A 17,313-nucleotide genomic window follows, 5' to 3' on the forward strand; every position below is an offset into this window, starting at 1 on the left:
AACCTCAGAATGGCCAAATCCAGCTAAAGAAACGCGAAATGACGCCTGGCGATTGATTGTCCGAGAGCGCACCGCGGCCCGTGAACTCGATTTCGGCGTCCGCAAGTCGGGCCGAAGTAAGCGTATTGTTTTCATCGATATCAAAAGGTCTCGCGACACCGCTGATGTAGAAGTGGTGCTCTTCCTCGTTTACAAGGATGACGCGATGCCCTTCCACAAAGACGTTTCCATTGGGCAAGGACTTCTTGACGATGACCGGAACGGTCGCCGTGAGCTTTTCTTTGCGGCCGGTCTCGCCGGAATGGTCAAATTTGGTCTGACTGCTCGCGTCGATAAGTTTGCTCGGTTGGATATCAGGATCGATTTCCTTGAGCTTTTCCATCAATCCGAGGAAAGCCGAGATGTCAGCATTCATCTCGGTCACACGCGACGTTGAGGTTGCAGTCGCCCTCTCGGCATTGGCGAACTCCTCGATTCGAATGGTCAAAATATCGCCAGGGCGAATCGCGCGCTGATCGGTGTAGAGGTAGTTACCTTCACGGTTTTTGCCCCAGATCGAGCCTTCACTCGATTGGGCTTCGAGCTCTTCAGGCTCTACTGGGAAGACATAGTCTCGCTCTTTGGGTTCGTACTTCTTGATATGGTTGTCTGCACACCCAAACCCGAAGAGAATCATGAAAAGAATGAGGACTTTCATCAGGGCACCTCACACGTCGCGTGCGCCACGACGATGGCTTCAACGGTTTGATTGGCTGCGGTTCGGACACGCACAATGTCCCCACGCGACCCGTGCTGGAGCGCAATGGCGCGCTGGGTAACGGTTACGCCACCTCTGCGTGCGCGCAGCGTGATAGGCTGGGTGCGCTCCACCAAGTTTTCTCTTTTGACGTCTCTGGTCGAGAGAACGGCTCCACTTCTCAGATTGCGTGCAGCGACCGCGTCTTGGAGGTCGTCTGGATTGATGCGATCTCGAGGAGCCTCTCGAATGGGCCGCACCTCGACTGAGGTCTCAAGTGTGTTACCCCTTTCGGCGTCGCGCGTTAGGACGACGACGGGCACTAGGACCTCAACTTCGGCATCCACCCATGCGACACCCGAGCCTTTGGAGTCTCGTACCAGGAGCTTGAGCTTCTGCTGGGTCTTTGGATCCGACCTGAGTTCAAGCGTGTAGGTTGCTGGGAGTTTTCCGCGCGCTGCGACCTTGCTGACGTTGACCTGAGTATCGGCGCCAAGTCGTGTCGCGACACTCTCTTCGACGGCTAGTCGAAGGTCGTCCTGAGCAAAAGCAAGGCTCGAGAAGCAAAGGGCGGTAATGAGGACTAGGTAGTTCATTAGGTTACCGAATGTTTGTGGCGGCTCGGAGCATTTCGTCTGCGGTGCGGATGACCTTTGAGTTCACCTCGTAGGCCCGCTGCGAGACGATCATTTCGATCATTTCTTCGGTGACTTGTACGTTTGAGCCCTCGAGGTAGCCCTGGCTAATCTGGCCTCTTCCGTCCTCGCCAGGCATTCCAATCTGGGCGGGCCCGGAGGCCTCGGTAGGCTCAAAGAGTCCGCGTCCAAGGGAGCGCAGTCCTGCCGGGTTTTGGAAGCGTGTCAGCTCAATTCTTCCGACTTCGATTTCCGAGGTCTCGCCGTCAAGTACCACACGAACCGCACCGTCTCTTCCAATGGAGATGGCGGTGGCGTCAGGGGGAATGGCTATGCCCGGGTCGAGCATATGGCCGTCTGAGTTTACGACCTGGCCGTTCTGGTCGACTTTGAAGGCTCCGGCGCGCGAATAGACGGCCTGCCCATTGTCTTGGGAGAGTCTGAAAAAGCCCTCGCCTTCAATTGCGAGGTCGAGAGGATTCTGGGTAGCCTCTAGAGTTCCCTGCACAAAGCTTTTCTGTGTGGCGGCTGCACGCACTCCAGAGCCGGTTTCAATTCCGGTGGGATTTCCCTCACCAGGCGCCTTTTCCTGGGTGTAGAGCATTTCCTGGAATTCGGCCCTTGAGCGCTTGAATCCGGTGGTGTTTACGTTCGCGAGATTGTTCGCGGTGACGTCGAGTTTTCGCTGTTGGGCGTCCATGCCGGAGGCAGCTGTTTTGAGTGCTTTGAGCATTTTAACTCCTATCCGTTGATACTACCGAGGTCGCGTGCGGCTCGGCTGTCGATTTGTGCGAAGGTTTGAACGAGCTTTTGCATCGCTTCGAAGTGACGCTGGATGGTGATGAGCTCGGTCATGGACTCCACCGCATTGACATTGCTCTTTTCAATGTGGCCCTGCTGCACTGTAGCGACCGAGGGCTCGAGCGAGTTGGCAGCGGCCAAGAAGAGCGAGTCCCCGATAGGTTTGAGATTTGCGGGGTCCGTTGTGCGAACGATCTGAATCTGGTCCACCACTCCATAATCGTCCCAGATATTGCCATTTTCATCGACGTAGAAGTCGGTGGCTGGAGGAACCATGACGGGATTGTTTGAGGCGTTGAGCACAGGAAGGTTGTCTTGAGTCACGAGGTTTCCGTTCTCATTGACCTTGAAGTTTCCTGCCTTCGTGAGTGCCGTGCCGTTGGGGGATTTCACTGTAAAGTAGCCGTCTCCGACAATGGCAAAGTCAAAGGGGTTTGCCGTTTCCTCGACGGCACCCTGAGCCTGACTCATCTTCCCCTGAGCACTCTGCACATGAGACCTTCCGCTCGCGCGGTCGACTACCAATTCCTGAAATCTTAGACTACGCGCTTGAAACCCGGGTGTATCGACGTTTGCCAGATTGTGGCTCGTTCGATCGAGTTGTTCTTGTCGGGCTAGTGAGCCGCTGACTGCGATGTAGATTCCGTCGCTCATGGAGTACCTCGGAAAGTTGCTGAATTTTATCTAAGCAATCCTGGTGCCATCCGTGGCTATTTTTCTAATGTGTTGATTTCGATGTGTTTTATGGGTTTTGTGTCTGGGTCCAAGTTCTACTGCGAAAAGGATGAGAAAACTTTTCCGCCTCTCGCGGAAATCCATTCCGTCACGATTTCATCAGGTCCTTGAGTCGTTTGAGAGCTTCGGTCTTTAGCTGAGACACTCGTCCCTCCGAGATATCGAGAACCTCTCCAATCTCTTTGAGTTTGAGCTCTCGGTTGAAGTAGAGGTCGAGCACGAGCTGCTCTTTTTCAGGCAGCGACTTCAGGGCCACGACGAGCTGCTTCTTGAGCTCTTTGTCCATGAGGATCACATCAGCACGCGGATGTGGTGACTTTAAGGAGACGCATTCTTCGTCGCTGACCATGGAGTACTGGGCCACCTCGGACTTAAGCTTAACCACGTCGTCCACCGAGATTTCCATCGCGTCGGCAATCTCTTGATTGGTGGGGCTTCGTTTGGTGTCGACTTCGAGTTTCGCGACGACTTTATGAAGTTGGTTCGCCTTGGCTCTCAGCCTTCTCGGGAAGAAGTCATGGCGCCTGATTTCATCCAGAATCGCACCCTTGATCCTAAACTCGGCAAACGAATCAAACGAGACACCTGAATCAGGGTTGTAGCGCTCATGAGCGTCAAGAAGGCCCATAATCCCGACGCTTACCAGGTCTTCTTCTTCAAAACCTCGGATATGATGAGGCAATCGTCTAAAGATTCGGTGTGCCACAGTCCTGACGAGCTTTGCGTGCGCGTCCACGAGCTCAGCATGCTTAGATCTTATGTCGTTCTTCGGGGCGCTTTCGTAGCGTTTGAGTGCAGTGTTTGAGAGCATCATTTATCCTCACGTGCACAGGCATAACCACGGAAAACCCAGCTCACCATTTCGGAAGGTGTTGGGGACTGAATGTGTTCGGGTACCAGCGGTCCGTCACAAACGTGTGAGATGGGCACTTGGGCCGCACACGCCGCAGAGTAGAGCACGCCCGGCGCACGCGACTCATCGAGTTTGGTGACGATCAAACCATCGGGAGTGATACCGTCGAACGACCTCGCGATGTCCATGGCGTCTTCAACCCTGGTGCTGGCTGCGACACAGAGATGAAACGTGCTAAGGACGTCCATCGAGTCGAGGACCTCCTCGATATCACGCAGCGTAAATCGGTTTTGGTCGGGACTAGGTTTTCCCCAGGGATTACGCCCCATGGTGTCGATCAGAATGAGGTCTAGGTCTTTGAACTTTCTGAGGGCACGCTGGAGTTCGTCCGGGCTGGAGACCATTTGAATGGGGAGGTCTAAGAGCTCCGCATAGGTTGAGATTTGGTATGCTGCACCAATACGAAAGGTGTCGGCGCAAATGATACCTACCTTCTTGGACCCAACCCGCGAGGCATGGGCGGCAATCTTTGCCACGGTGGTTGTCTTTCCCACTCCGGTTGCGCCCATGACCACAGCTACCTCTTGGTGATTAGACCGCGTGGCCCATAGAGGTGTGGTGGTCAGGAGGTGTTGTTCCATGAAGTTCCGGACGATGCCGTGGAGTTTCGAAGGATCGGACTCCCAGTCCACGTTGGATCCGAAGGCATAAGCCAAGAGCTGTTCGACGTGAGAGGGGTGAACCCCGTGTACGGTGAGGACCTGTGTCAAGATGCCTACTGAACGTCCGAACGAATCGTCGGCTCCGCGGTCGTTGATTCGTGCGATTGCCGCCCTTAAACCCACCATTGGGTCCATGGCCCAGGCATCGGACCGAAACTGAGCCGCGGGCTTTTGCCGAACTTCGTGAGTGAGACCCTGAATCTGTCCTTTGAGTTCTCTGACCAGAGCTTTGAGGCTGGCCAATTCGTCTGGGACCTTTGCTTGCGGCTCTGGCTCAAATTCTCTTGATTGCGAAGATGGATCGAGACCGACTTTGACTTCGAGGGAGCCGTCGTCCTGGCGCTGAGTGGAGAGGATGATGGCATCATCGCCAACCTGGTCTTTGATCGTCCTGAGGCCTTGACTGAGGTCTGAGACGTGAAAGGTTCTGGTGATCATAGAAGACTCCTAAATCAAGCCGCTGTCATCGCGGGTGTGCTTCCACCGAGTTGAGCCACGCTAACGATTTGCGCGTTCGGGACGATTTCCCTGTGGCAGATGACATCGACGTTGGGGAAGAATTGGTGCAGAAAGTCGCGCAACGGAGACCTGAGGTCTGGTGGCGCAAGGATAAGGGGTTCTGAGTTTTGAGCGGCGAACGCTCCGAAGGCGTTCTCGATCTCAGCAAAAAGTGACTGAGCCGTATTGAGGTCACAGGCGAGCACGGGTTCACCGTTTTGATGAACGAGGCAGCGTCGTAGGTTGTCTTCGAGTGAGCGATTCAAGAGCGCGGCATATATCGTGCCGTCCTCTTGCATATACGTGTGGGAAATTTGGCGAGCGAGCAAAGAGCGAACCTCTTGCATCACAGCTCCGTGGTTGTTCTTGTCTCCCTTGAAGCTCGCCAGTGCTTCGAGAATTTGCGTGAAATCCTTGACTGAGACCCTCTCGCTGAGGAGCTTTCGCATCACGCTCATCATGCCGGCCATGGTGTACTTCTCGAGTACGTCGTCCACAAGCTTTGGTGACTCTTGACGTGCGGCATCGAGTCTCTCGGCCAGGTCTGGCCAGCCAAAGAGCTCGTGTGCATGGGACCGAAGAAGTTCGCTGATGTGCGTGACGATGATGGTGTCGAGTGTGACCACCGTGTATCCGAGCGCTTCTGCGCGGTGCTGGTCCGCCGAGTCGATCCAAAGCGCGTCGAGCCCAAAGGTTGGGTCCTTTGTTGGAATGCCCTGAAGTGACGAACCCGCTCCACCTGGGTCGATAGCAAGTAGTCGTCCGGCCATAAGCGTTCCGGTTCCGATGGGGATGCCACGGAGCAGGAGTTTGTATTGGTTTGCATCGTTCTCGAGATTGTCTCGGATGTGAATTGGAGGCACCACGATCCCGAGCGTTTCGGCAAATTGGCGTCGCATCTTGACGAGACGGTCGAGAAGGATGGAGCCACCGTTGTCTTCGACCAATCCCACAAGTGCGTAGCCAAGCTCGAGAGAGAGAGGTTCGACATGGAGCATGTCTTTGAGCAAGTCAGTCTCGGGACGCTGAGCCGATGAATCCTGGTCCTCTGCAGGGCTTTCGACCACCGGCTCTTGGTTCGACGCGTAATGCGCCAATAGCCCGATAAGTCCTGCGATAGCCGTGAAGACGAGGAATGGCATCCCAGGGATTAGACCGAGAAGGAAAACCATGGCTGAGGCTGCCCAGAGAACGCGTGGGGTACCGAGAAGTTGTTTTCCGATCTCAAGGCCGAAGTCGGATTCGCTGGCGACGCGCGTGATGACCACACCGGTGGCCGTGGAGATGAGCAGGGCCGGAATTTGACTTACGAGACCGTCGCCCACCGTCAGGATGGTGTAGTTGGTAAAGGCCTCGCCGAAAGGTACCCCACCCTGGGTAACACCCACGAGGAGGCCGCCGACGATGTTGATGCCGGTGATGATGAGTCCGGCGATGGCATCCCCGCGTACGAACTTTGAGGCACCGTCCATAGCGCCGTAAAAGTCGGCCTCTTGTTGGACCTCGGCGCGTCGAACCTTGGCTTGAGCGTCGGTCAGTGCGCCCGCAGCGAGCTCCGCATCTACGGCCATCTGTTTGCCCGGTAGAGCGTCCAGCGTGAATCTAGCGGCCACCTCGGCAATCCGGCCAGCACCCTTGGTAATCACCATGAAGTTGATGATGACCAGCACCAGGAAGACGATGATACCGACGATGGCGTTACCACCGACCACGAAGTTGCCGAAGGTGGTGATGATGCTTCCAACCTCAACGCTTCCTTCAGCCGCACCCAGCAAGATGAGCCGTGTGGACGCAACATTGAGTCCGAGTCGGAACAAGGTGGTGACCAGAAGAAGCGCTGGGAAGCTTGAGAACTCGAGAGGTCGAAGGATGTAGACCGCCGTAAGAAGCACCAACACTGACGCCGTGATGTTCAAGGCGAGCAGAAAGTCCAAGAGGAGCGGTGGTACTGGCAATACCATGAGCCCCATGATCGTAATCAAACCGATTAGAACGGGTAGACTTTGGATTTTTGAGTTGGATAGCCACGCCGGAAGGTTGGACATGGATTGTGCTCTCAAGTCAGAAGGTTTCTCACTTCTTACTTGAGCATATTGTATGCCAATCTGTTGCGATGCCCGTATCTTATTGAATTGTGAGGGTTATCGCGTTTGTGTTGGGATCTTTGCGCCGTGGCATGGGAAGGAAGCGGAAAGGTTTTCAACGTGTGTGGAAAGATTTTCTCCCATGATGTTTCCACACAAAGACCAGAACTTCCGCCACCGCTTTGAAGAACTCTTCAGAGATATGGTCACCAACTTTAACCTGTTTGTGCAGGGCTCTGGCCAATGGGACATTCGTGACCATCGGAACATTGTTCTCTTTTGCGATTTGCCGAATCTTGGTGGCGATCTCGTCAGCGCCTTTGGCCACAACCATTGGCGTACCGTCCGTTGCCGAGTATCGCACAGCCACGCTGATATGGGTCGGATTGTTGATGATGACATCGGCCTTCGGAACCTCGTCGAGAAGACGATTCATGGACATGATTTCTCGGTGTTTCTGTTTCCTCATGCCTTTGAAGAGCGGGTCGCCTTCGTTTTCTTTGTACTCTTTCTTGGCTTCTTCTTTGGTCATTTTCATCTGTTGGAACGTTCGATGGTGTTGCCAGGCGAAGTCGAGCCCGCCAATGATGAGCATGGCAACTCCAGACGAGAACAAGGTCCACGCGCTAAGTCTGTGAATGAAAACGCCGGATTCGATGGCTGGATACCTCACTAATGTCAGCCATTCCGAGCCGTCCACCAGCACCGTAACCGTGGCGACCACACCGATAAATGCCACTTTTCCAACCGTCTTCACGAGGTTGAAGTAAGTGTCCTTAGAGGCAAAGAGACGCTTTAGGCCGGAGACTGGATTGAGCTTAGAAGGCTTGGGTTCAAGGGCCTTCCAGGCGAGGTTAGGCCCGGTTTGCATCAAGTGAGCTCCCGCGCCCACGATCATCAAGAGTATGAAGACGGGTGCCAGAAGAAAGAAAAAGAGGTGACCCAGATTTTCGAGCAAAGCTTCCGGCGCAAGGATCCAACTTTCGGCGTGGTCTAGATTCATCCAGAAGTCCGCGAGCCTCACGACCCAAGGACCGGAGAAGTAGCTCATCAACATCAGCACACCGCCGGAGCCCATGAGCATCATCGCCGAGACCAACTCCTGGCTCTTGGCGAGTCGGCCCTCGTCCTTGAATTGTTGGCGGCGTTTGGACGAGGGCTCTTCTGTGCGGTCTTCTAAAGGAGTTTCATCACTCATGATAAACCCTTGAGCAGAGAAATCAGCCGGCTCGGGAGCGCTTCAAGCGAGTCTATGAATACAGTAACGACATCTGGCAATGAGAGTCCCATTGCCATGAGCCCACCTACGATGAGCAGGGGAAAGCCAATCGCAAAGAGGTTCAGCTGCGGAGCCACTCGTGTGATGACGGCGAGTACCAGATAGGCAATCAGCGAGACGATGAGCACCGGTGCAGCGAGCCTGAAGGAGAGCTCCAGAAACTCGGCCCCTAGATTTGCGATGCCGAGTCCTGCGCTCGCGACGTTTGGGGCCTGACCAGGCGCGAACTTTCTAAAGCTCGCGAATACCACCGCGAGGAGGTTTAAGTGAACATTCAGGGCAAAGATGAGCAGGATCACCATCATCGACGCGAGTTTTCCGATGGCTGACGACTGAATCCCGGTCCCTGGATCGATGGAAACTGCGAACCCCAGACCAGTAGCCATGCTCACGAGAGTGCCAAAGCCCTCGCCGAGCCAGATTACCATGCGTACGATGAGTCCCATCGCGATCCCGAGCAACACTTCAGCTCCTACCACCATCATAATGGCGAGCGGGCCAAGTGTGTCGATTGCTACGGGGCGCATACCCAGACCGACAAAAACAACGAATGAAAGGTGTAGGACCAGGAACACACGAATTCGTATTGGCACTGCGCTATGAAACCCGAACGGAAGTCCTACGAGGATCATCGCGAAGAACCTAAAAAAGACGCAGAGCACCCCGAAGATCATGCCTGATACATCAAGCATTCCAATCACGGGGCCATTCCTTGAAGTGCGGTGACGGAGATGAGTTCGGTGGTGAAAGACACCCACTTCTCAAGCATCCATCCGCTTCCGACCCAGAGACAAAACCCGGCTCCAACGATTTTGGGCACGAAGCTCAAGGTCATTTCATTGACCTGCGTTGCCGCCTGCAAGATGCTGATGGTGAGACCGAGACCAAGGGCGATCACCATGAACGGGCCGCCTAGCGTTAGGGCCAAAATCAGGGAGCTCTCGATGACTTGAATGATCCATTCCGCGGACATTAGACGCCTCCCATGATGCTTCGTACAAGGCTTCCAACCACGAGGTTCCAGCCGTCTGCCAGAATGAAGAGGAGGAGCTTTATGGGTAGTGAGACCACCGCCGGTGGAACCATCATCATACCCATCGCCATGAGTACCGACGCGACTACAAGGTCGATGACGATGAATGGGATGAAGATCATGGCGCCCATGATGAAAGCGGCTCTTAGCTCCGAGAGCATGAACGCCGGGATGAGTGTTAGCGTGCTCACCTCGTCAAAATTCGCCGGTTTTTCAGCGTTGGAGAGCGAGAGCATCAGTCTCAGTTCATCAGCTCGTGTATGCCTGGCCATGAAGGCTCGAAGCGGAACAAGGCCCTTTTCGAGCGCCTCTTCATCGTTGATCAAACCGGCCTGATAGGGTTGCCATGCCGTCTCATGAACCTTGTTGAGTACTGGACTCATGGTGAAAAGGGTCAGGAATAGGCTCAGGCCGATGATGACCTGAGACGGCGGCAGGGATTGTGTCCCGAGCGCTTGCTTTACGAACCCAAGCACCACCACAATACGCGTGAAGCTTGTGACACTCACCAGTAGCGCGGGCAGCATAGAGAGTGCGAGTAGCATCAATGTGACGCGAAGCGCTGGCGCGTAGGTTCCTTCTCCTTCTGTACCCACGGGAATGGACACTTGAAGCATATCCTGAGCGAACGCGGGCTCAGCGATAAAGCTTAGAAGAAATCCGATGGCAAGGGCACGTTTCATGCGGTCGCTCGTGCTTTGGATTCGAGTGATTTGAGGCCGATCAAAACGCTGTCTGATTCACGATTGGTGCGCGTTTGAGGTCGAGCATCCACCTGAGCAAAGAGTCCGGAGTGTTCCTGAGTCTTAGGCTCGACGGGTAGATTCTTGCTCTGGCGTAGCGCCTCGAGCCAGAGGTCGGCTTTCGGAGCCTCTTGAGTCTGTGGAGCTTGTGTCTGCTGGGCTTCGTTGGCATTCAATACATGAATGCCTGCATCGCTGACTCCTAGAAGAAGTTGCTTGCCGTCGAGCTCAACCACTACCAGACGGTGCTTTGGGCTGAGGTTGAGTGAATGGACCACATGCATCGGAGCATCGTCGAAGGTGTGCCTTCGGGCTTTCCACTGGGTGATCCCAAAGCCAGCCAGTGCAATAAGACCCGTGCCCACGAAGAAGATCCACATGGTTTCTGAATAGGGGTCTTGAGCTGGCGCAGCCGCCTCTTGGGCGGGTGTGGCCAAGGCCTGGTTTAAGAGTGCATTGGGGTCATCTTGCGCGGAGAGCGGCTGGACCCACGCAACTAAGAGCAAAAGTGTGACGAGGAATCTACGCATCATTCACCTCCATTCATGGAGCCGAGAAGCCGGTCTGGGGTTACGATAGAAGAGAGTCGGACTCCAAAGCGGTCGTTGACCACTACGGCTTCGCCGCGCGCAATCAGTACGCCATTGGCGCGAATCTCAAGGGGGTCACCCGATGCCTTGTTGAGCTCGAGAACCGAGGACGGTCCGAGCTTGAGCAACTCCGCGATCGAGAGCTTCGTGCGGCCAAGCTCGACCGTGATTTCCAAAGGCACGTCGCTAAGGAAGTCGAGCGCGCGCTTTTGGAGTGATGCCGAAGCTTCCGAAGGTTGAGCCATCAGCTCTGATGATTCTTCGATATTACTCATCGTTTTGGTCCTGTGCTTGAAGGGTGCGGCCGTCTGCCGACCGCAATTGAATTGCGATATTTCCGAAATGGACACTGATGTCGCCGCGGTACTTTGGGACACCAGCAATGCTGACCATGACCGGCCTCTCGGCGGGTTGGTTCAGACGAATAACTTCACCGACTTGAAGGCTCAAAATCTGGTCCAGGGTCATTTGAGCTCGACCGAGCTCCGCGACGAGTTCCACTGGGACGTCTGGAAGCAGCTTTCTGAAGTCGTCTTCCCATGGGTAGTCTCGCTTTTTGCGAGGCTCAGAGGGGCCACTCAGGCGATTGCGAAAAGGGTCGAGAAGCGCCGAGGGCATGAGCAGTCTCAGCTGCCCTAAACTTTCGCCTTCAGCTCGAATTTCGTAGGAGGTTTGAAGGACCCACTCGTCCTTTGTGGTCAGGTTTGAGCTCGCAATCCGGGTCTCGATTCGAAGGTGTTTGACCGTGAACGGCACGACCCCTCTCCAAGCGGTTTCCATGGACCTTGCAAATACGTGTGTAATGCGGCGCGCGACGCGTTCTTCCACCTTCGAAAGGCGGCTTCTCACTGGAGGTTTAACCGTGCTCGTCCCACCGAAGAGACGGTCGAGAATCGCAAAGAAAGTCGGCCAGCTAAGGTCGAGCACTCCAAGGCCGCCGAGTTGTTCGAACTCGAGGACATTGACCACGCCCGGCTCTTGCTCCTCGGTAAGTTCCCGAAAACGAATGGCGGTGGTTTGTTTTAGCTCTACTTGAACTCGAACCCGAAGAAGGCTTGAGAGCTCGGCTCCGAGAATCCCGGCGAGCCGCTCTTCGACAGCGACCAAAGACCCTGGCATGCCGCCACGTTCCAGCGGTGCATCCGCCAAGTTGACGGTCTTGGAGTCAAGGTCTTCGATTTGGGTTGATAGAGGTTCTGCGCTCATACTGCCTCATAAGGGGAGGAGACAGCTTTGACCTATCCAAGACTCGTGCCATTGGGGTTTTGGGCTAATTGGTGCCGTTTTCGTGAATAAGAGAAACAAGAACGGAAAGATTTTCCGCATCCTCTTCCGAGTGGGGGACGACTTTTCCGCATCATCGAAAAACGAAAATTCAGCTAAAGATTTTCCAAGCCGTGTCGATGACGACCTTGAAGCTGGCCCTCCGGGGCCTGGCACGAAACTCAAGGAGTCGTGACATGGATTTCGCCACAATAATCGGACTTGTCGTCGCATTCGGTCTCATCATCGGGTCAATCCTGGTGGGAGGATCGTTGATGGCGTTTGTAGACGTCCCAAGCCTTTTGATCGTGCTCGGGGGTACTGGAGGCGTTGCGCTCATCTCGTTTCCTTTGGCGCAGGTGCTTGAGTCTTTCAAGGTGGCGGTCAACGTGTTCAAGTACCCGCTTCCAAACATCAAAGATCAGAATCAGAAGTTCCTCGAGTTCGCTGAAGCGACGCGTCGAGACGGCATTTTGGCCCTCGAGGGGGCAATCTCCTCCATTGAGGATCCATTCATGCGCCGTGGCCTTCAACTCCTTGTGGACGGCGTCGACGCGGAAAAGATTGAGGCGATGTTGTGGGACGAACTCGACGGTGTTGCTTCGCGTCACCGACGAGGTGCACAGACGTTTGAGGCGCTCGGAGCAGCGGCTCCAGCGCTGGGGCTGGTGGGTACGCTCATCGGTCTTGTTCAGATGCTTCAGGCCATGGATGACCCTTCGAGCATTGGTCCTGCGATGGCTGTCGCGCTCTTGACCACATTTTATGGCGCGCTTTTTGCGAACGTGGTGTTCAACCCGATCGCGGGCAAGCTTCGAGTTCGACATGACGAAGAGCAACTCGGCAGGCAGCTCGTGATCAAGGGTCTCTTGGGAATCGCTCGCGGCGAGAACCCGCGGATCCTGGGACAGCAACTCGAAGCAGACCTGGCGCCTTCAATGAGATCGAAAGAGGACTGATATGCCACGCCGTCCCCAAAAGACTGATGAGCCAAAGGAAGATGATTTCATCGTCCTCTTTACGGCCCTTTCGATGATTCTCCTGGCTTTCTTCATTATGTTGAACAGTATGGCAACAATCGATTCAGCAAGGTCTAGAACGGTGATTAGTTCGTTGGTCGGAACCTTCGGCAGCATGCCAGGGTTCGAGAAACAACGGACAATCATTGAGCTCGATCACGAAAGACCGGGTGGCCAAACTCAAGGAGAGATCGAGCGAACCCTTCGGCAGATTTTAAATGGGGAGTTGGAAGAGCTGGATATCTACACCCAAGATGGTCGGGTTGTAGTGTCAGTGGGAAGCGCGCTGATTTTTGAGCGAGGCGGAACCGAGCTCTCTCCCAAGTCGTTCAGGACCCTCGATACTCTGGCGGGAATCATCAAGTCGATTGGCATTCCGGTTCGAGTTGAGGGCCACGCTGATCCAGCACCTGCGAAGCCTCCGAAGTCCAACTGGTACTACTCGACAGCCCGGGCAGCGGCGGTGCATCGGTACCTCGTTTCAGGTCATCAGATACCAGCTGGTTCTGTAGAGCTCGCGGGTTACGCAGACTTTCGAGCAGACCGTCATGGGAACAAGGTAGCGCGCGTCGAGATCATCTTTCTTCCCGAGGCCCGGCCATGAGACGTCAAGCAGCTCCGGAAAAGCGGGGAAGCTCGAACGCTTGGATGGCCACGTTCTCCGACCTCCTCATGCTCATGCTGACCTTCTTCGTGCTCTTGCTCACGATGTCGAGTCTTGACGCGAAGAAGGTGCGGGAACTCGCAAGAAGCGGCGTGCATCAACAACCGAGCTCGAACAAGGACTCGGCCATCGAGTTTCAAGATAAGGCGGCACCCCCTCTGATAGCGGGCATGACAAAAGCGCTCGGCAAACTCAACGGCGGAGATGACGACGTCAAAGAGCAAGTAAAGACTCTGATGAAGGAGCTCTTAAAGGTGTCTGGGATTGCTGGTGAAGCCTGGATTGAGGTTCGCGCCACCGGCGTTCAGGTGACCATCGCAGGTGATATCGCGTTCGACGAGGGGTCGGCTCAGCTTACGAAAGAGGCGCGGCAATTTGTGGAAGACTACGCAAGGGTGGCCCAGGGGGCAGGCTCCAATGTGAGCGTAGAAACCTATCTGGCGACACAAGGCAGTTTTGAAGAAGAGGATGCTGGTTGGGAGCTCGCGCTCAAGCGTGCTGATACCGTGGCCAGTACGATCCGCAGGTCTGGCGTTGAAGGGCAATTCATAAGGGTGAGCGCACGTGGGGCCCGTCTTGGGGCCGACGAACTTAAATTCGTGCAGGCGGCAGAGGTGCTTCGGCTAGGGCTCATCGTGGGTGAGCCAGGTGCTGAGGCCTCCGTAGGCACAAAGCAATAGGAGCTAGAGATGAGTGATGCGAACGAAATGGAAGATGTTGTGGCCCCAAAGAAAAGTATTGGACCTTGGGTCGCTGCTATTGTGCTGGCACTTCTCTCCAACGCCGGATGGGCAGCCTTTTTTGTCGTGTCTCAGTCCTCGAGCAACGAGCCTGTTGCCCAAGCGCCTGAGGCGCCAAAAGAGGAGGCCAGCGAGCCTGGGCCAATCATGGATTTGAGCCCATTTGTGGTGAACCTCAACGATTCCGTGAGTGCTCGGTATTTGAGGATCGGGATCTCGCTGGAGCTTAGTTCTGAGGCGGACCGGGCGGCTGTTGAAAAGAATCTGGTTCCATTGCGTGACCAGTATATTCGACACCTTTCGAGCCTTGCGCCCTCTCAGCTGATGGGGGCAGCGGACAAAGACGACCTCAAAGTGGTGTTGATGGAGAAGACTCAGAGTGTGCTTCCAAAGCGGGCCGTTCGAGAGATCTATTTTACCGAATTCATGATGCAATGAGGTGATGATATGGGCCGCCGAACACTAAGTAAAAAACTGGTCAAGCTCGCTGAGATCGATGCTCAACGCGCGCAAGAGCGTCAAAACGGGGTCGAGTCTGAGCTCAATGAGTTTCGACTGGAACTCAAGAACAAAGAGAAAGATCTGGAGCGTCTGGAAAACGAGCGGCAGCGGCGTGCAAGCGAAGGCGTGACCCTCGGGCAACTCATGATCATGGACGCCAACTTGGAGCGTCTTCGTCAGACGCTCATCCACGATATGAACGCGATTTCTCGAATGGAGGATAGGCTCGCCAGCGAAAAGAATCGCGCCCTATCTGCCAGAAAAGAGGTCGATCGAGCAGAGAAAGTCAGTCAGAAGGTAGCCGTGGATGCCGAGAAGAAGAAGTCCAAAGTCGTCCAACGAGCGCTTGATGATCGCGCAGCTCAGAAGTGGGAAACACTATGAAAAGTTCAGTTGAGATCATCGTCGTGGCTCGTTCTGAGTGGGCGTCAGAATTGGGAGAGCTCGAAGAGTCCATCCACGTCTTCGCAAACACACACGAGGCATGTTCGTTTGCCGTGGATTGTGATGAGGGGCCTTGCTTGATGCTGCTCGAAGGCAACGGTTTGTCGATCTATGCTGTGGTTCCTGAACTCGTTCGTATTCTCGAGGTGAATCCCAGGCTCGACCTGGTGATTTACTCCACTGAACGAGCTCATTGGGATTTGATCTGGGAGCGATTCGATGCGGCCGGACGTGTGCTGATTTGCGGCGAGGCTCCAAGTGCTCCAAGTGTTCAACAATTTATTCGCTTTCACGAAGCAAAGAACCGGCAGCGGTTGAGCTATAATTCGAATCTTGAGCGCAGCGAGAGCGGGCGAATGGAGGCTATTGGGCACCTAGCCGCTGGCGTTGCACATGAGCTAGGCACTCCCGTTCAATACGCGATGGACAGCGCATATTTTCTCACCAGCGCGTGGCAAGGTCTGCTGAACAACGACTGCTCTTCAGAGGATCTCACCTACTTTCGCGAGGAGGTTCCTGCGGCTCTTGAGCGTCTCAATGATGGACTTCTTCGGATATCAGAACTCTTGGGCTCCATGCGAGATCTAGCGCCTAGAGAAGCCGAAGAAGAGTTCGAAGTCGTTGACCTGAGTAGCGTCGTCAAGAAGACCCTGAAAGTTGCGCGCGGTACGATTCGTGCCAACACCGACCTTAGAACTGCCCTTAGCGCCGAAGCATTCGTTTCGTGTCAGCCCAGTCGTATGGCGAGTGTGATTTTGAATACGGTGATCAATGCCGTGCACGCGATTGAAGAGTCAGGTCGCGAAGATGGATTGATCACCGTGAGCACCCGGGAGAGAGGTCGCTGGGTCATTCTGCAAATCGAAGACAATGGTTGTGGAATCCCAACCGAGAATCGAAAGAAGATTTTTGATCTCTTCTTTACCACCAAACCTGTGGGCGTTGGGACAGGTCAAGGGCTAGCATTGGTGCAGTCCATTGTGAAACGGCACGGAGGGCGCATCGCTTTCACGTCGAACACCGGGGCGCGTGAGTCGGGCACCAAATTCCAGCTATACTTTCCACGGCACCAAAGATCTCAGGAGGTGTATCATGAGAATCGGGGTCATTGAACGTGACGAACAACTTTATCAAGGGATAAGGACTAACCTCGCAACGATTGGAAGTGTGAGTCGAGTTGAACAAGGGGAAGACGCAAGAGGTCTCGATGTGGTCGTTCAGGGCGACGGACCTGAAGTTGACCTTGCAAACACTCCTCGTATTGAAATCGTGAGTCAGGCCGACGACGCGAGATTGTGTGAGGCGTTGCGTCGAGGTTCGGCTGTCCTGGAAAGGCCATTTCTTCCCGAGCGACTCGCTGAACTTGTCCATTGGGTGGCGCGAAATCCGACCGTCTTTCAAAGCTGGTGCCCTTCGACTCAGCCAGAAAACTTCGAGCAGCTCCAACACATGAGTCTAGCAGGAGCAGAGGCCCGGGACATAGCTCAGGTTGTAAGCCGCGACCTCGGCCTCTTTTGGACTACGCTTCGCCTTGCCGGAGCAATCTCCGGGACTCTTTCTACGTTTCCAACGCTCACCGGGGCCATACAACGCATCGGCTCAGGACGCTTCAATCGACTGGTGCAGAATGGCTATATTGAGTCTTTGTTGACCTTGAGCACTGATCCGGTCCCTCAGTCGACGAGCCGACAAATGAAAACTGCCGAGTGTGCGCGAGCCTACCTTCATGATCCCGTATATTCGGCGCTCGCGTATATCATTCCGATCACACGAGCAGTTGCGAGAGAGCTTCAGATTGACACGGTTGAGTTGCTTCAAGGTGTGGGCGGTCCAAAGGTATGGACCCAGACCTACGAATCTCTTGTCAAGAAGGAGCTCGGAAACCCGGTCGTGGCTGCCATTATGGCGGCCGAGTACCGAAACACTCGCCGAGTACAAACCGCGACCTATCATCTCAAGCGTGCGGGGTAGAC

At 54.9% G+C, this 17,313-nt stretch carries 20 protein-coding genes and 1 pseudogene; 7 read left to right on the plus strand and 14 right to left on the minus strand.

Features of this window, described 5'->3' with window-relative positions; translation table 11 throughout:
* Positions 1-4 precede the first annotated feature (4 nt).
* The 14 genes and pseudogenes from FRD01_RS15485 to FRD01_RS15550 form a co-directional block, all read right to left on the minus strand.
* Positions 5-697 (minus strand): flagellar basal body L-ring protein FlgH, encoded by a 693-nt coding sequence (locus FRD01_RS15485; protein ID WP_146961192.1) that lies wholly within the window; start codon positions 695-697, stop codon positions 5-7.
* On the minus strand, positions 697-1,332 hold the full coding sequence (gene flgA, locus FRD01_RS15490) for a flagellar basal body P-ring formation chaperone FlgA (RefSeq protein ID WP_146961194.1): 636 nt from the start codon (positions 1,330-1,332) through the stop codon (positions 697-699). Before flgA ends, FRD01_RS15485 begins: the two co-directional genes overlap by 1 nt.
* 4 nt (positions 1,333-1,336) lie before the next feature.
* On the minus strand, positions 1,337-2,104 hold the full coding sequence (gene flgG, locus FRD01_RS15495; RefSeq protein WP_146961196.1) for a flagellar basal-body rod protein FlgG: 768 nt from the start codon (positions 2,102-2,104) through the stop codon (positions 1,337-1,339).
* An 8-nt stretch (positions 2,105-2,112) separates the two neighbouring features.
* Positions 2,113-2,826: a flagellar basal-body rod protein FlgF gene (gene flgF / locus FRD01_RS15500; protein ID WP_146961198.1), complete on the minus strand. Its 714-nt coding sequence runs from the start codon at positions 2,824-2,826 to the stop codon at positions 2,113-2,115.
* Between the two features lie 169 nt (positions 2,827-2,995).
* On the minus strand, positions 2,996-3,721 hold the full coding sequence (locus FRD01_RS15505) for a sigma-70 family RNA polymerase sigma factor (protein WP_146961200.1): 726 nt from the start codon (positions 3,719-3,721) through the stop codon (positions 2,996-2,998).
* Positions 3,718-4,920 (minus strand): flagellar biosynthesis protein FlhF, encoded by a 1,203-nt coding sequence (locus FRD01_RS15510; RefSeq protein WP_146961202.1) that lies wholly within the window; start codon positions 4,918-4,920, stop codon positions 3,718-3,720. The genes FRD01_RS15505 and FRD01_RS15510 overlap by 4 nt, the downstream gene beginning before the upstream one ends.
* A 14-nt stretch (positions 4,921-4,934) precedes the next feature.
* The gene (gene flhA, locus FRD01_RS15515; protein ID WP_146961205.1) at positions 4,935-7,025 is read right to left on the minus strand and encodes a flagellar biosynthesis protein FlhA; all 2,091 of its coding nucleotides are present in this window, start codon (positions 7,023-7,025) and stop codon (positions 4,935-4,937) included.
* Positions 7,026-7,179: 154 nt separating this feature from the next.
* The gene (locus FRD01_RS15520; RefSeq protein WP_146961207.1) at positions 7,180-8,262 is read right to left on the minus strand and encodes an EscU/YscU/HrcU family type III secretion system export apparatus switch protein; all 1,083 of its coding nucleotides are present in this window, start codon (positions 8,260-8,262) and stop codon (positions 7,180-7,182) included.
* A complete protein-coding gene (locus FRD01_RS15525; protein ID WP_249756221.1) occupies positions 8,259-9,035 on the minus strand; it encodes a flagellar biosynthetic protein FliR in 777 nt (258 codons plus the stop codon). Before FRD01_RS15525 ends, FRD01_RS15520 begins: the two co-directional genes overlap by 4 nt.
* A gap of 5 nt (positions 9,036-9,040) precedes the next feature.
* Positions 9,041-9,316 (minus strand): flagellar biosynthetic protein FliQ, encoded by a 276-nt coding sequence (locus FRD01_RS15530; protein ID WP_146961211.1) that lies wholly within the window; start codon positions 9,314-9,316, stop codon positions 9,041-9,043.
* Positions 9,316-10,059, minus strand: coding sequence for a flagellar type III secretion system pore protein FliP (gene fliP, locus FRD01_RS15535; protein ID WP_146961213.1), 744 nt, complete (start codon positions 10,057-10,059; stop codon positions 9,316-9,318). Before fliP ends, FRD01_RS15530 begins: the two co-directional genes overlap by 1 nt.
* Positions 10,056-10,652, minus strand: a complete 597-nt coding sequence (locus tag FRD01_RS15540; protein WP_146961215.1) for a flagellar biosynthetic protein FliO — start codon at positions 10,650-10,652, stop codon at positions 10,056-10,058. Before FRD01_RS15540 ends, fliP begins: the two co-directional genes overlap by 4 nt.
* Positions 10,649-10,918: pseudogene (gene fliN / locus FRD01_RS15545) on the minus strand (flagellar motor switch protein FliN); the annotation flags it as partial. The pseudogene fliN and the gene FRD01_RS15540, both read right to left, overlap by 4 nt.
* A 58-nt stretch (positions 10,919-10,976) precedes the next feature.
* Positions 10,977-11,915, minus strand: coding sequence for a flagellar motor switch protein FliM (locus FRD01_RS15550; protein ID WP_146961219.1), 939 nt, complete (start codon positions 11,913-11,915; stop codon positions 10,977-10,979).
* A 254-nt stretch (positions 11,916-12,169) separates the two neighbouring features.
* On the opposite strand from FRD01_RS15550, the gene FRD01_RS15555 reads away from it, so the two are divergent.
* From FRD01_RS15555 to FRD01_RS15585, 7 genes are read left to right on the plus strand one after another with little or no spacing between them, the layout of a single operon-like run.
* Positions 12,170-12,931, plus strand: coding sequence for a motility protein A (locus FRD01_RS15555; protein WP_146961221.1), 762 nt, complete (start codon positions 12,170-12,172; stop codon positions 12,929-12,931).
* Between the two features lies 1 nt (position 12,932).
* On the plus strand, positions 12,933-13,595 hold the full coding sequence (locus tag FRD01_RS15560; RefSeq protein ID WP_146961223.1) for an OmpA family protein: 663 nt from the start codon (positions 12,933-12,935) through the stop codon (positions 13,593-13,595).
* Entirely contained in the window at positions 13,592-14,335 is a 744-nt protein-coding gene (locus tag FRD01_RS15565; RefSeq protein WP_146961225.1) for a flagellar motor protein MotB, read from the plus strand. The genes FRD01_RS15560 and FRD01_RS15565 overlap by 4 nt, the downstream gene beginning before the upstream one ends.
* A 9-nt stretch (positions 14,336-14,344) precedes the next feature.
* On the plus strand, positions 14,345-14,833 hold the full coding sequence (locus FRD01_RS15570) for a flagellar basal body-associated FliL family protein (protein ID WP_146961226.1): 489 nt from the start codon (positions 14,345-14,347) through the stop codon (positions 14,831-14,833).
* Between the two features lie 9 nt (positions 14,834-14,842).
* Positions 14,843-15,280, plus strand: a complete 438-nt coding sequence (locus tag FRD01_RS15575; RefSeq protein ID WP_146961228.1) for a hypothetical protein — start codon at positions 14,843-14,845, stop codon at positions 15,278-15,280.
* On the plus strand, positions 15,277-16,452 hold the full coding sequence (locus FRD01_RS15580; RefSeq protein WP_146961230.1) for a sensor histidine kinase: 1,176 nt from the start codon (positions 15,277-15,279) through the stop codon (positions 16,450-16,452). The genes FRD01_RS15575 and FRD01_RS15580 overlap by 4 nt, the downstream gene beginning before the upstream one ends.
* Positions 16,433-17,311: a hypothetical protein gene (locus FRD01_RS15585; protein WP_146961231.1), complete on the plus strand. Its 879-nt coding sequence runs from the start codon at positions 16,433-16,435 to the stop codon at positions 17,309-17,311. Before FRD01_RS15580 ends, FRD01_RS15585 begins: the two co-directional genes overlap by 20 nt.
* The last annotated feature ends 2 nt before the right edge of the window (positions 17,312-17,313 follow it).

This window comes from Microvenator marinus, from assembly GCF_007993755.1.
Classification (GTDB): domain Bacteria; phylum Myxococcota_A; class Bradymonadia; order Bradymonadales; family Bradymonadaceae; genus Allomicrovenator; species Allomicrovenator marinus.